Origin of the sequence: Streptomyces coacervatus (assembly GCF_029223485.1) — a bacterium.
Lineage (GTDB): Bacteria > Actinomycetota > Actinomycetes > Streptomycetales > Streptomycetaceae > Streptomyces > Streptomyces coacervatus.
Map to the genome: position 1 here is coordinate 107,791 of NZ_JARHTP010000007.1, position 14,586 is coordinate 122,376.

General features: G+C 69.8%; 11 protein-coding genes. 5 read left to right on the plus strand and 6 right to left on the minus strand.

The genetic code is table 11. The features are described 5' to 3' along the window. Positions 1-35: 35 nt before the first annotated feature. Positions 36-1,565 (minus strand): helix-turn-helix domain-containing protein, encoded by a 1,530-nt coding sequence (locus P2Q00_RS18705; RefSeq protein ID WP_275773717.1) that lies wholly within the window; start codon positions 1,563-1,565, stop codon positions 36-38. Between the two features lie 371 nt (positions 1,566-1,936). On the opposite strand from P2Q00_RS18705, the gene acnA reads away from it, so the two are divergent. The 5 genes from acnA (at position 1,937) to P2Q00_RS18730 (ending at position 10,277) form a co-directional block, all read left to right on the plus strand. Then, positions 1,937-4,654, plus strand: coding sequence for an aconitate hydratase AcnA (gene acnA / locus P2Q00_RS18710; protein WP_275773718.1), 2,718 nt, complete (start codon positions 1,937-1,939; stop codon positions 4,652-4,654). Between the two features lie 157 nt (positions 4,655-4,811). After that, positions 4,812-5,537 carry a response regulator transcription factor gene (locus P2Q00_RS18715; RefSeq protein ID WP_275773719.1) on the plus strand — a complete coding sequence of 242 codons (726 nt, stop codon included), beginning with the start codon at positions 4,812-4,814 and terminating at the stop codon, positions 5,535-5,537. Further along, positions 5,534-7,042, plus strand: coding sequence for a sensor histidine kinase (locus tag P2Q00_RS18720; RefSeq protein WP_275773720.1), 1,509 nt, complete (start codon positions 5,534-5,536; stop codon positions 7,040-7,042). Before P2Q00_RS18715 ends, P2Q00_RS18720 begins: the two co-directional genes overlap by 4 nt. Before the next feature lie 330 nt (positions 7,043-7,372). Continuing rightward, positions 7,373-9,841, plus strand: a complete 2,469-nt coding sequence (locus P2Q00_RS18725) for a helix-turn-helix transcriptional regulator (protein ID WP_275773721.1) — start codon at positions 7,373-7,375, stop codon at positions 9,839-9,841. A gap of 13 nt (positions 9,842-9,854) precedes the next feature. Beyond that, entirely contained in the window at positions 9,855-10,277 is a 423-nt protein-coding gene (locus P2Q00_RS18730; RefSeq protein ID WP_275773722.1) for an acyl-CoA thioesterase, read from the plus strand. Between the two features lie 40 nt (positions 10,278-10,317). Here P2Q00_RS18730 and P2Q00_RS18735 read toward each other — a convergent pair whose 3' ends face one another. The 5 genes from P2Q00_RS18735 to P2Q00_RS18755 are packed head-to-tail and all read right to left on the minus strand — an operon-like array spanning position 10,318 to position 14,572. Beyond that, positions 10,318-11,499: an NAD(P)/FAD-dependent oxidoreductase gene (locus P2Q00_RS18735; RefSeq protein ID WP_275773723.1), complete on the minus strand. Its 1,182-nt coding sequence runs from the start codon at positions 11,497-11,499 to the stop codon at positions 10,318-10,320. A 46-nt stretch (positions 11,500-11,545) separates the two neighbouring features. Then, on the minus strand, positions 11,546-12,607 hold the full coding sequence (locus P2Q00_RS18740) for an LLM class F420-dependent oxidoreductase (protein WP_275773724.1): 1,062 nt from the start codon (positions 12,605-12,607) through the stop codon (positions 11,546-11,548). After that, on the minus strand, positions 12,607-13,518 hold the full coding sequence (locus tag P2Q00_RS18745) for an alpha/beta hydrolase (protein ID WP_275773725.1): 912 nt from the start codon (positions 13,516-13,518) through the stop codon (positions 12,607-12,609). Before P2Q00_RS18745 ends, P2Q00_RS18740 begins: the two co-directional genes overlap by 1 nt. A gap of 41 nt (positions 13,519-13,559) precedes the next feature. Continuing rightward, on the minus strand, positions 13,560-14,306 hold the full coding sequence (gene fabG / locus P2Q00_RS18750) for a 3-oxoacyl-[acyl-carrier-protein] reductase (protein ID WP_275773726.1): 747 nt from the start codon (positions 14,304-14,306) through the stop codon (positions 13,560-13,562). 2 nt (positions 14,307-14,308) lie between these two features. Further along, a complete protein-coding gene (locus P2Q00_RS18755; protein ID WP_275773727.1) occupies positions 14,309-14,572 on the minus strand; it encodes an acyl carrier protein in 264 nt (87 codons plus the stop codon). Positions 14,573-14,586 lie beyond the last annotated feature (14 nt).

Here is a 14,586-nt window from a genome sequence, read left to right on the forward strand (position 1 = left end):
GTCGATGGTGCGTGGGCGCCGAAGGCATCAACCTCTCAGATGTCCCGAAAGATCTCGATCTGCGCCCCGATCGTGTTCAGCCGCTCGGCGAGATCCTCATAACCGCGGTTGATGACATACACGTTGCGCAGCACGGACGTGCCGTCGGCCGCCATCATCGCCAGCAGGACGACCACGGCGGGCCGCAGGGCCGGCGGGCACATCATCTCGGCGGCGCGCCAGCGGGTGGGGCCCTCCACCAACACCCGGTGCGGGTCGAGGAGTTGGAGGCGGCCGCCGAGACGGTTCAGATCCGTCAGGTAGATCGCGCGGTTGTCGTAGACCCAGTCGTGGATCAGCGTCTTGCCCTGTGCGACGGCGGCGATGGCAGCGAAGAACGGGACGTTGTCGATGTTCAGACCCGGGAACGGCATCGGGTGGATCTTGTCGATCGGCGCCTCCAGCTTGGAGGGCCGGACGGTGAGGTCCACCAGTCGCGTACGGCCGTTGTCCGCGAAGTACTCGGGCGTACGATCGTGGTCGAGCCCCATCTCCTCCAGGACCGCCAGCTCGATCTCCAGGAACTCGATCGGCACGCGACGCACCGTCAGCTCCGACTCCGTCACCACCGCGGCGGCCAGCAGGCTCATCGCCTCGACCGGGTCCTCGGAGGGCGAGTAGTCCACGTCGGTGTCGATCTGCGGCACGCCGTGCACGGTGAGGGTCGTCGTACCGATGCCCTCGACCTTGACGCCGAGCGCCTCCAGGAAGAAGCACAGGTCCTGGACCATGTAGTTGGAGGACGCGTTGCGGATGACGGTGACCCCGTCGGACCGGGCGGCGGCGAGCAGCGCGTTCTCGGTGACGGTGTCCCCGCGCTCGGTCAGCACGATCGGCCGGTCGGGCCGCACGGTCGGGTCGACCAGGGCGTGGTACTGCCCCTCGGTGGCGGTGATGTCCAGCCCGAACCGGCGCAGCGCGATCATGTGCGGCTCGATGGTCCGCGTGCCGAGGTCGCAACCGCCCGCGTACGGCAGCTTGAAGCGGTCCATGCGGTGCAGCAGCGGGCCGAAGAACATGATGATGGACCGGGTCCGTACGGCGGCGTCGGCGTCGATGGCCGCCATGTCCAGATCGGCGGGCGGCACGATCTCCAGGTCGACGCCGTCGTTGATCCAGCGGGTGCGCACACCGATGGAGTTCAGTACCTCGAGGAGCCGGTAGACCTCCTCGATCCGCGCCACCCGGCGCAGCACCGTGCGCCCCTTGTTGAGCAGTGACGCGCACAGCAGCGCGACACAGGCGTTCTTGCTCGTCTTGACGTCGATGGCACCGGACAGCCGGCGGCCGCCGACCACCCGCAGATGCATCGGGCCCGCATAGCCCAACGAGACGATTTCGCTCTCCAGGGCTTCACCGATTCGGGCGATCATCTCAAGGCTGATGTTCTGGTTACCGCGCTCGATGCGGTTGACGGCACTCTGGCTGGTGCCCAGCGCCTCCGCGAGCTGTGCCTGTGTCCAGCCCCGGTGCTGCCGGGCGTCACGGATGAGCTTGCCGATGCGTACGAGGTAGTCGTCTGCCATGAGGCTGAGGGTATCTCAGATATGAGATGAGGCGCGTGTGGCGGGTCCATTCGGGTGACGGGCCGTCAATGTCGCCCTGCGGTACGGCGGCGAGGTGGGCGCCCGCGCCAAATGTCCCGTTCCGCCGGATAATCACCTGGCAGGGCCAGTCGTGTGGGGCGTCACAAACGGAAGCCGGGCATGACCATCCAGCCCCCGTGTACTAGAGTTATCTCGACATCGAGATATCTGCCGAGGAGCACCACAGCCGCACGCAGCCATCGGGTCTGGCAGTAAGGCTTACCTAACTTAGCCTTACCTTAGCGGATCGGCCAAGATGCCGTGGCGGCAGGATCGTGGTGAGTACGCGCACATCAATGAAGGAGACTGTCGTGTCGGCGAACAGCTTCGACGCCCGCAGCACGCTGCAGGTGGGCGACGAGTCGTACGAGATCTTCCGGCTGGACAAGGTGGAGGGCTCGGCCCGACTGCCGTACAGCCTCAAGGTCCTGCTGGAGAACCTGCTCCGCACGGAGGACGGCGCGAACATCACCGCCGACCACATCCGCGCCCTCGGCGGCTGGGACTCCCAGGCGCAGCCCAGCCAGGAGATCCAGTTCACGCCCGCCCGCGTGATCATGCAGGACTTCACCGGTGTGCCCTGTGTCGTGGACCTCGCCACCATGCGTGAGGCCGTCGCGGCGCTCGGCGGCGACCCGGCGAAGATCAACCCGCTCTCCCCGGCCGAGATGGTCATCGACCACTCCGTCATCGCCGACAAGTTCGGCACCGCCGACGCCTTCAAGCAGAACGTCGACCTGGAGTACGGCCGCAACCGCGAGCGCTACCAGTTCCTGCGCTGGGGCCAGACCGCGTTCGACGACTTCAAGGTCGTCCCGCCGGGCACCGGCATCGTCCACCAGGTGAACATCGAGCACCTGGCGCGTACGGTCATGGTCCGAAACGGCCAGGCCTACCCCGACACCCTCGTCGGCACCGACTCGCACACCACCATGGTCAACGGCCTCGGCGTGCTGGGCTGGGGCGTCGGCGGCATCGAGGCCGAGGCCGCGATGCTCGGCCAGCCGGTCTCGATGCTCATCCCGCGCGTCGTCGGCTTCAAGCTGACCGGTGAGCTCACCCCCGGCACCACCGCCACCGACCTCGTGCTCACCATCACCGAGATGCTGCGCAAGCACGGTGTCGTCGGCAAGTTCGTCGAGTTCTACGGCGAGGGTGTGGCGGCCACGAGCCTCGCCAACCGCGCCACCATCGGCAACATGTCGCCGGAGTTCGGCTCCACCGCCGCGATCTTCCCGATCGACGACGAGACCCTGAGCTATCTGCGCCTGACCGGCCGCAGCGACCAGCAGGTCGCGCTGGTCGAGGCGTACGCCAAGGAGCAGGGCCTCTGGCTGGACCCGAAGGCCGAGCCGGACTTCTCCGAGAAGCTGGAGCTCGACCTGTCGACGGTCGTGCCCTCCATCGCCGGCCCGAAGCGCCCGCAGGACCGCATCGTCCTCGCGAACGCCGCCGAGCAGTTCAAGACGGACGTCCTGAACTACGTCTCCACCGCCGACGAGGCGGGCGAGGAGTCCTTCCCGGCCTCCGACTCCCCGGCCGTCCACCCGAACGGCGCTCCGTCCAACCCGGTCCAGGTCACGGCCCCCGACGGCTCGACCTACACGATCGACCACGGTGCGGTGACGGTCGCGGCCATCACCTCCTGCACCAACACCTCGAACCCGTACGTCATGGTCGCCGCCGCGCTGGTGGCCAAGAAGGCGGTCGAGAAGGGCCTGACCCGCAAGCCGTGGGTCAAGACCACCCTCGCGCCGGGCTCGAAGGTCGTGACGGACTACTTCGACAAGGCGGGGCTCACCCCCTACCTCGACAAGGTCGGCTTCAACCTGGTCGGCTACGGCTGCACCACCTGCATCGGCAACTCCGGCCCGCTGCCGGAGGAGGTCTCCAAGGCCGTCAACGACCACGACCTCGCGGTCACCTCGGTCCTCTCCGGCAACCGGAACTTCGAGGGCCGTATCAACCCCGACGTCAAGATGAACTACCTGGCCTCCCCGCCGCTGGTCGTCGCGTACGCCATCGCGGGCTCCATGAAGGTGGACATCACCCGTGACGCCCTGGGCACCGACCAGGACGGCAACGCGGTCTTCCTGAAGGACATCTGGCCCTCCGAGGCCGAGGTCAACGACGTCGTGGCGAACGCCATCGGCGAGGACATGTTCAGCAAGTCCTACCAGGACGTCTTCGCGGGCGACGCCCAGTGGCAGGCGCTGCCGATCCCGACCGGCAACACCTTCGAGTGGGACGCCGAGTCGACGTACGTCCGCAAGCCCCCGTACTTCGAGGGCATGACGATGGAGACCACCCCGGTCTCCGACATCACCGGCGCCCGCGTCCTCGCCAAGCTGGCCGACTCGGTGACGACGGACCACATCTCGCCCGCCGGCGCCATCAAGGCCGACACCCCGGCCGGCAAGTACCTCACCGAGCACGGTGTGGAGCGTCGTGACTTCAACTCCTACGGCTCCCGCCGAGGCAACCACGAGGTCATGATCCGCGGTACGTTCGCCAACATCCGCCTGCGCAACCAGATCGCGCCGGGCACCGAGGGCGGCTACACCCGCGACTTCACGAAGGGCGACGCTCCCGTCTCCTTCATCTACGACGCCTCGCAGAACTACCAGGCCGCCGGCATCCCGCTGGTCATCCTGGGCGGCAAGGAGTACGGCTCCGGATCGTCCCGTGACTGGGCGGCCAAGGGCACGGCCCTCCTCGGCGTCAAGGCCGTCATCACCGAGTCGTACGAGCGCATCCACCGCTCGAACCTCATCGGCATGGGCGTCCTGCCGCTCCAGTTCCCGGCCGGCCAGTCGGCCGACTCGCTCGGCCTGACCGGCGAGGAGACCTTCTCCATCACCGGAGTGACCGAGCTGAACGACGGCACCACCCCGAGCACGGTCAAGGTCACCACCGACACGGGCGTCGAGTTCGACGCGGTCGTCCGCATCGACACCCCCGGTGAGGCCGACTACTACCGCAACGGCGGCATCATGCAGTACGTGCTGCGCAGCCTGATCCGCAAGTAGGCGGTCAAGTCAGCGGCAGCGCAAGGCAGTTGAGGGCCGCGTCCCCGGTTCGCCGGGGGCGCGGCCCGCGCCGTGTCCGGCCCCGGAAATCCCAGGTCATCAGCCACCCTCAGGTGGAACACAGGGTTCCCTCAGCGGACCGGGACAGTATCGAGACATGTCAGGCATCTCTGCGTCCCGAACCGGCCGGGTCCGCGTGCTCATCGTCGACGACGAGCCCGCGCTCATCGACGTGCTCTCCGTCGCCGTCGCCGAGGCGGGCTGGCGGCCCTACCCGGCCGCCGACGGCAGGAGCGCGCTGCGGATCGCCCGCGGCTGCGCCCCGCACGCCGTCGTGCTCGACGGGATGCTGCCCGACCTGGACGGCATCCAGGTGCTGCGCCGCCTCAGGTACGAGAACCCGAAGCTCCCCGTCCTCATGCTCACCGCCCGCGACGCCCTGGAGTACCGCATCGACGGCCTCCACAACGGCGCCGACGACTATGTGACCAAGCCCTTCTCCCTGGAGGAGGTCGTGCTCCGGCTGCGCGGCCTGCTGCGCCGGGCCGGCACCGAGGGCACCCGGACCGACGACTCCGTACGCGTCCTCGGCGACCTCGTGCTGACCGAGGAGACCCGCGAGGTGCACCGTGCGGGCCGGGCGATCCGGCTCACGGCCAGGGAGTTCGACCTGCTCAGCCTGCTGCTGAACCACCCGCGCCAGGTGCTCGGCAAGAGCCGGATCCTCGACCATGTGTGGAACAGCTCCTTCGACGGCGGCGGCAACCTCGTCGAGGTGTACATCTCCAGCCTGCGCCGGAAGATCGACCGGGGCCGGGCGCCGATGATCCACACCGTACGGGGGATGGGGTACACCATCAGGCCCGCGGAGGACGGCAGATGAGCGCCCGCCCGGTCGGCCGCTCCCTGCGGACCCGGCTGCTGCTCTTCGTCTCGGCCACGCTCGTCGTGGTGTGCGCGGCGATGACGTTCACCACCGCCGTGGTCCAACGGTCCTCCCTCATGGGCGAGTTGGACGGTCGCGTCACCAATGCCGCCGAGCGCAGCCTCGGCGGGGCCGCTCTGCACCGGGACGACGAGGCGAACCTCTCCTTCCTCACCGAGAACGGCCACCCCGTCGGCATGCTCGCCGCCCGGCTCGACAAGCACGGCACGGTCGTGTCCGCGGCCGTCGTCAGCCAGGACGCCCCGCCGCAGAACCTGACCGCCGCCCAGCGCACCGCCCTGAAGGGCATTCCGGCCAACGCCTCCGAACACACCGTCACGGTCCCCGGGCTCGGCACCTACCGGATCAGCGGGCTCGACTCGGACGGGATCCGCGTCCTCGCCGGGCTCCCCATGGACGACGTACAGGACATGATCGACTCACTGGTCGAGGCCGAGGCGCTCGTCGCGGCCGCCGGCCTCGCCGTCGCGGGCATCGTCTGCGCCGTGGTCATACGACGCCAACTGCGCCCCCTCGGCCGGGTCGCCGCCACCGCGGTCGAGGTCTCCCGCGCCCCGCTCGGCCGCGGCGAGGTCACCGGACTCACCCGCGTTCCCGCCCGCGACACCGACCCCGGCAGCGAGGTCGGCCAGGTCGGCGCCGCCCTCAACCGGATGATCGACCATGTCGAGTCCTCCCTCGACGAACGCCGACGCAGCGAGGAGCAGGTCCGCCGCAGCGAGGAACGCATGCGGCGCTTCCTGGCCGACGCCAGCCATGAACTGCGTACGCCGCTGGCCTCGATCGCGGGCTATGCGGAACTGATGAACCGCGGCACGGACCGGATCGAGCCGGTGCTGGCCTGGCGCCGGGTGTCGGCGGAGTCGGCGCGGATGACGGGCCTGGTGGAGGATCTGCTCCTGCTCGCCCGCCTCGACGAGGGCCGACCCCTTCAGTCCGCGGAGGTCGACCTCGCGGCCGTGGTCGCCGAGGCCCTCTGGGACGCACGAGCGGCAGGCAGCGGCCACGACTGGCAACTCACCCTGTCCCTCGACGAGGCCCCGGCCCTGGTCGCCGGTGACGAGGCACGGCTCCATCAGGTGGTGTCCAACCTGTTGGCCAATGCGCGTATGCACACGCCCGCCGGTACGACGGTGGTGGCGGAGGTGGAGGCGACGCCCGAGCGGTGTGTCATACGGGTCCGGGACAACGGACCGGGCATCCCGCCGGCACTTCTCCCCAGGGTCTTCGAACGGTTCACCCGGGCCGACGCCTCCCGCAGCCGCGCACAGGGCAAGGAGGGCGGCTCCGGGCTGGGGCTGGCCATTGCGGCGGCGATCACGGGGGCGCACGGAGGACGCATCGCGGTGGACAGCGTTCCCGGCCGTACGGAGTTCACGATCGAATTGCCGCCGGTGGGCGAGACGGCACGGGCGGCCACCACCTTTTCCATTGGGGCGTAAAAAGCGCGCGCAGGAGAATATCATAGAGCGCCCTTTCTTTGCAAGGATTGCCGCGCGTTGGCGGTGATTGGCTGAAATCATTGGTCAATGATTAGTTGTTGCTTCGTTCAAGCATCTGAGTAGGTTACGGTTGGGTAGCCGGGGCCGTGTGAGGGTGTGAGATGAGGTAAAGAATGACTTGGGGGAGTAATGGCAGGATGCGTCGACGGGGCGTTATTACTGGGCCGCAGTCGCCAATGGGAAAGCATTGAGAAGTTCCTCGCCGAAAGTTCCGGCGACCATGGAAATGTTCTGACCCTCGAGGGACCGGCCGGAACGGGCAGGACCCGATTGCTCCAGGACGCGGAACGGCTCGCCGCCGATCTCGGGTTCGTCACCGCCTCGTTCTCTCTGCCCTCCTGCGAAGGTTCGGCGGACGAACTGGGGCTCAAGTCTTTTCTGGTCGAACTGGAATCCGGATCCCGCACAACCTCGGAGCGTCTCCTGGTCGTGGTGGACGACTTCCACCAAGCGACCGATGCCGTGGTCGACTCCGTGCTCTCGGTGCGTGCCCGGCGCAGCCATCCGCATGTGGCCTGGCTGCTGGCGCTGCGCCCGCGGTGCGGCAGCCGGTCCGCGAAGCGGCTCCTCAGCCACGGCCGCGGTGTGACGCGCGTTGAACTGGAGCCGCTGTCGGACGAGGAGGCCATCGAACTGGCCGCCGAACTGCTGGGCGCGGACCCCGCCGCCGAGATCATTTCCATGATCAAGGACGCCGGCGGCAACCCGCTGCTCGTCACCGAACTCGTCGGCGGACTGTACGAGGAGCAGAACCTCGAGTTCCACGACGGACTGGCCTACCCCAAGGAAATTCGGACACCGCAGCGGATCCGGGAAGTCGCCGCGCGCTGGCTGAATGAGCTGTCCGAGAAGTCGCATCAGCTCATTCAGGTCGCCGCCGCGGTGGGCGGGCCCTTTATGATCGGCGAACTGGCCGCAGTGCAGGGTGAAACGACGGCGTCCATTCTGCCCGCCGTGAACGAGGTCATGGACGCGGGTCTTCTTGTTTTCCCCGCCGAGCAGGCCGTTTTCCAGCACGAACTGATAAGGCGGGCGACGGCGGAGGCGCTGCCCTCGGCCGTGCGGACCGCTCTGAGTGAAGAGATCTCCGCGCTGCGAAGTCACCGGCCACCGAATGCCCTCTTCGCCTCGGAGTTCCATGGATCTCCCGGCGCGGCCACGGTGAAGACGGCGCCCGTTCACATTTCGGTACCGGCTGTCGTGCAGGAGGCCGTCGCACTGAATCCCGCCGATCGCTTCATCCCCGCGCTGCTGCTGGCCCGAAGCACCCGCGACGAGCCGCTGCCGCTGGGACTCGCCGAGGAGATCCGGGGCGAACTCACCCGGACCCTGGCGGACGTCCACGCCGCCGCGCCGACGGAGGTCGACAAGGCGGCCCGCCGGGTCGTCTCGCTCCTGGACGGCGACAGCGGGCGGGTACGCAGGAACGCGCAGGCGATCCTCGACTCCCACACGGGCGGCGGCAGCGACGCGGACGTGGTGACGGCCACGGCACTGATCTCCAATCTGGAATGGGCCAAAGGCGATCTCGCCGCCGGACTGCGCTGGGGCAGGCGCGCGGTGAGCCGCATCGGCGAGTTCACGCCCCCGATGTGGCGGCCGTACGTACGGCTCGCGCTGGCCGCCAAGCTGTCCGACGTCGGGCAGTTCGACGAGGCCGAGGAGCTCATCTCCGCCGCCAGGCAGGAGGTCGACCGGGCCGGTCTCACCGGCCACACGGCGGCGATCCTGATCACCCGAGCCAGGCTGCTGCTCCAGGCGAGCCGCCTCCAGGAGGCGCAGGACGCGGCCCAGGCCGGGCTGGACGCGGCGGTGAAGGCCGGCAGCAGCTGGGTCGTCCCCGTCGGACAGGCCGTCCTGATCCTGGTGGCCCTGCGCCGCGGCGACCTGTCCTCCGCCGCCGACTATGTGTGGCGCACCCGCGCCGTGGTGAGCGCCGACCGGACCGTCTTCCCCTCCATCCAGTACTCCTGGGGGGAGTACCTGGTGTCCACGGCCCAACTCGCGCCGAAGCGGGCGGCGGAACTGCTCACGACCCAGTACGTGGACCTGCTGGCCCAGCCGCAGCTGTACGTGGAGGAGGTGGGAGCGGCACCCTGGCTGGTCAGGATCGCGCTCGCCGCCGACGACACGCCCCTCGCGGCGGCCGTGGTCGCCGGGGTGGAGGCGGTCGCGGCCGGCAACCCCGACTTCCCCTCGGTCGGCGTCTCGGCGGCCCATGCGCGGGGCCTGCTGGAAAAGGACACGGACGCGTTGCGCCGGGCCTCCCGGGAGCATCTCAGCCCGTGCTCGGGGGCGTTGGCGGACGAGGATCTGGGCGCGCTGCTGGCGGCGGACGAGAGCCGCGGCCGCGCCCTCGCCCTGGACCGACTGCGCTCCGCGCTGCACCGGTTCCAGCAGTTCGGGGCGAACGCGGACGCGGCCCGGGTACAGGAACTGATGAACCGTCATATCGCCTTGGCGCCGCCGCCCGCAGCCGCAGCCGCACCTGCTCCGGCACGGGCTCCGGGCCGGCGGTCCAAGGAGCCGGCGTCCCAGTGGGAGTCCCTCAGCGAGACCGAGCGGGCCATCGCCCGTCTGGTCAGCGAGGGCATGACCAATCGGCAGGTCGCCCGCCGGGTGGCGCTCTCCCCGCACACCGTCAACTACCACCTGCGGGCGATCTTCCGAAAGCTCGGCATCAATTCGCGGGTCGAAGTGACCCGTTACGTAACCCAAGGCGTCCATGAGTCGCCGTGATGAAGGGACTGGCATGTCAGACCTGTTCACCGTGAGGATCACCGTCCGCGCCTACGAGACCGACGCCCAGGGACACCTCAACGGAAACATCTATCTGCAGCATGCCGAGCACGCGCGCTGGGAACTGCTGAGGGCGGCCGGAATCGAGCAGAACGCACTGCTGGCCAAGGGAGTCGGCCCGATCAACCTGGAGAGCACCATCCGCTACCGCCGGGAGGTGGTCGCGGGTGACGAGGTCGACATCACCTGCGCCTTCATCTTCGGCGAGGGCAAGTCGTTCCGGGTGGAACAGACCTTCACCCTCCCCGACGGCACCCTCGTGGCCGAGGTCTTCAACGTCGGCGGGCTGCTCGACCTGAAGGCCCGCAAACTGGTCGCCGACCCGGCCGAATACTTCCGCTCGGTGGCCACCGACCCCGGCGTGTTCGGCCTCTGACCCGGTTCCGCCGGGCCGCCGCGGGCGGCCCGGCGGTCCGTCAGACCCGGGCCCGCTCCCGCCACTCCGGCGTGATCAGCTCGCTGGACGGGCATGCGCCCGACACGGTCGAGAAGAACCGCTCGGTCATCACCGGATCGTCCGCGATGGCACGCAGCAGCCCCAGCCGGCGCAGCGGCTTGAGTTCGGCCGTGGCCACGGTGTCCCGGTAGCCGTCCATCAGCAGGTCCTGGTGCTCGCGGGCGTACCGATCGAGGGCGGCGTCCAGCAGGGGCCGGTCCTGCAGCCCGTCGCCCACGCACTCGGTCAGGGCCGTCGCCTGCCGGAACGCGTCGGTGATGCCCTTGCCCGTGATCGAGTCCTTGTGGTGCGCGGCGTCCCCGACCAGCGCCCAGCCGGGCCCCGACGCCTGCCGGAAGAAGTTCCGCTGCTCGCCGGTGCCATAGAGGCGCTCCTCCTGGGAGGCCGATGCCAGCCGTTCTTCGAGGCCCGGCGCGACGGCTGCGACATTCCCCAGGTAGGCACGCCTGACGTTCGCGCGCACGGTGTCGAACTCGGACTGCGGGAAATACGTTCCGACGAGCGTCAGCCCGTCGTTCGTAGGAACGAAACCGACCCACCGGTCCGTCGACTGGTACACCTCGAAGCCGGTCGGCAGACCGGACCAGAAGGTGTAGTAGGCGCATGTCATCAGGGGGTCCTCGAAGACCGTCGGGGCACCGGCCAGGGCCGCCGTCCTGGAGCGCATGCCGTCCGCGCCGACGACCAGCCGGGCCCGCTCCTCGGACCGTCCGGCCGCCGTCCGCAGACCGACGCCCACCACCCGGCCGCCCTCGAAGAGCAGGTCGTCGACCGTGCACTGCTCGCGGAACTCGGCACCCGCCGCGACCGCGGCCTCGGCGAGGATCGGGTCGAGCAGATGGCGGCGGGGCGCATAGGCGGCGCGGATTCCGTCGACCGGCCAGGAGCAGCCCTCCAGCCGGACGTCCGCCACCTGGTAGCCGTGCCGGTCCATGGGAGGACAGCCGGTGGCGGCGACCGCCTCCAGCAGGCCCCAGCGCTGCAGATGGGCCACCCCGGGCTGGTGGATGTACAGGGTGGACATGGTGTCGCGGGGAAACCGCGCCTTGTCCACCATCAGCACGCGATAGCCGGCCCGGGCGAAGAGCATCGCCGTCGGGGCCCCGGCGCAGCGAGCGCCCACCACTATGACGTCGTACACGAGGGGTGTCCTTTCCCGGACGGATGGTTGCGCTCCACGACGGCCGTCACTCGGCGACCCCCGATTTCTCGAACGCCTCGGTGAGCGCGCGCAGTTCACCCAGACCGTCGGCGCCGTGCTCGGGGAAGACCATCGCGGACAGGGTCGTCACGCCCGCCTCGGCATACGCCCGCAGACCGTCGGCGATCCGGTCGACCGGGCCCAGCAGACAGGTTCGTTCGAGGAACTCCTGCGGTACGGCCGCTGCCGCCTCGCGGGGCTTTCCGGCCAGGTACAGCTCCTGCACGCGGTGCGCGGCAGCGCCGTAACCCATCTGTACGGCAAGGCTGTTGTAGAAGTTCTGGGTGCGCGAGCCCATGCCGCCGAGGTAGTGGGTGGTGTACATCCGGACCCGGTCCGCGCACTCGGCGAGGTCCTCGCCCACCACGACGGGGACCGCCGCGACGACATCGAACCCGGTGAGGTCCCGGCCCCGCTTCCGCCGCCCGGCGCGCAGCTGCTCCAGGTGCGTCGCGCCGTGCTCGGGCTGGAAGAACACCGAGAGCCAGCCGTCCGCGATCTCCCCGGCGAGGGCCGTGTTGCGCGGCCCCACGGCCGCCAGATAGAGCGGTACGTCCTTGCGGAGCGGGCGGGTGCCCAGGCGCAGCGGCTTGCCGGGGCCGTCCGGCAGCGGCAGACGGTGGTGTTCGCCGTCGTACACGACGTCCTGGCGGCGCAGGGCGAGGCGCACCACGTCGACGTACTCGCGGGTGCGGGCCAGCGGCCGGTCGAAGCGGGCGCCGTGCCAGCCCTCCGAGACCTGCGGTCCGGAGACGCCGAGACCGAGCCGGAAACGCCCGCCGGAGAGCAGGTCGAGGGTGGCCGCGGTCATCGCGGTCATGGTCGGGGTGCGGGCGGGGATCTGCATCACCGCGGTGCCGAGCCCGATCCGGCTGGTCTGCGCGGCGAGCCAGCCCAGCAGGGACACCGCGTCGGAGCTGAACACCTCGGCCGTCCACACCACGGAGAAGCCGAGCCGTTCGGCTTCGCGCACCTGCACCGCGGAGGTCTGGGGATCGGCGCCGGCGCCCAGCGCGCCGAGGTAACGGAGGTTGAGGCCCAATCGCATCAGCGGACCGCTTTCGTGGGATCCAGGCAACGGTTGAGGAAGTCGAGCACGGTCGAGGTGTACCGCTCCTTGTCGGCCCACATCGCCCGCAGATGTCTTGCGCCGGGCACCACCAGGGTCTCGGCGCGCGGATAGGGGCGCGCGAGGCGCAGGATCTCCTCGGCGGGTACGACGGGGTCGGCGTCGCCCGCGATGAACAGCATCGGCGTGGTGGCGTACACCGGTCCCCGAGGCGTCGGAGGCCAGCCGCCCGACGTGCCCATGGTGACGTGGTTGAGCAGGCGGAACACCCCCTCGACCACCGGCCGGGCGGGGCCTGCCCGCATGGCGTCGGGCACCGGCAGCAGCCCCGTGCGCAGCAGGTTCGGCGAGACCGCGGGCGGGTCGGGGGCCGGGCCGCTGTCGCACACCAGCGCGTCCACGGTGCCGTCCAGATCGGCGAGCGAACGCAGCATGGCGAAGGACGACAGCGAGAAGCCGTACAGCGCCAGCCGCGCGCCCTCGAACTCCGGCAGCGACCGCAGATGGGTGGCGGCCGCGACGGCGTCCTCGGCGAAGCGCCGGTCGAAGCCGCCGAAACTGCGGTCCCGGGAACTGTCGCCGTGGTTGCGGAAGTCGAACAGCAGCACCGTGTACCCGGCCTCATGGAGAAAGCGGGCGTACGGCAGACTGCGCGACTTCTCCAGCCCCAGCCCGTGGCCGAGGAGCACCACCCGCCCCGGGTCCCCCCGGCACAGCCAGCCGCTGAGCCGGAGGCCGGAGGGGGCGACGGGGATGGTGATCTCCTCGGCGCGCAGCCCGAACTGGTCCGGCCTGCGCCGCCCGGCGGGCGGCGGCGGATGGAACGCCGCATAGGCCGCCCTGGTCGCGACCACGGGCGCGGCGCACACCGCCAGCAGCTTCTTGCTCAAGGGGACTCCTCGCAGGGGGCGTTCGGGCTCGGACGACGTGCTCAGGTGACCAACCCGCCGTCCACGCCGAGCACTTGACCGCTGATGTAGCTCGCGCGGCCGGAGACCAGGAAGGACACGAGATCGGCGACGTCGTCGGGGGTGCCGAAGCGGGCCAGCGGGATCCGGCCCAGGATCTGTTCCTTGGCGGCGTCGGCCAGCGCCGCCGTCATGTCCGTCTCGATCAGCCCGGGCGCGACCGAGTTGGCGCGGATCCCGTACTTGCCGCACTCCTTGGCGAGTGCCCGGGTGAAGCCGATGATGCCCGCCTTCGACGCCGAGTAGTTGGTCTGGGTGGCACTGCCGTGCACCCCGGCGACCGAGGACAGCGTGACGATGGCCCCTGTACGCCGCTTCATGAAGGAGAAGATCGCGGCCCGGCAGACGTTGTACGTGCCGTCCAGGTTGGTGGAGACGACGTCCCGCCACTGCTCGTCGGCCATCCTCACCAGCGGGTTGTCCCGGGTGATGCCGGCCGAGGTGACCACGGCGTCCAGCTCCCCGAGCTCGGACTCCGTGCGCTCCACGAAGGCGCGGACCGCGGCGGCGTCCGTGACATCGACGCGCTGGGCCAGCACGCGTGCGCCGGCCCCGGTCGCCTCCTTCACCACCTGCTCGGCGGCCTTCTCGTCGGAGTGGTAGCAGAACGCCACGTCGAAGCCGTCGGCGGCGAGCCGTGTCACCACGGCCCGCCCGATGCCCCGGGAGCCGCCCGACACCAGGGCGACCGGACGGCGGCTGTCCGACATCGTCACTTCCCCCCGGCGAGCTTGGACTCGACCAGGCCGCGGACCTGGAGCAGCGTGCTGAGCTCCTTGAACTCGGACTCGGCGACCTTGATGCCGTACCGCTTCTCCAGGTGCACGACGATCTCCAGCGCCATCAGCGAGTCCACCTGGAGGTCGTTGGCGAAGTGCGCCTCGTCGGTGACCTCCTCCTTGGGCAGTTCCAGGGCGTCGGCGACGATCGCGCGCAGTTCGTCGAGGTCGAGGGCGGTGGTGGTGTTCTCGGACATGAGGGTTCCTTTCG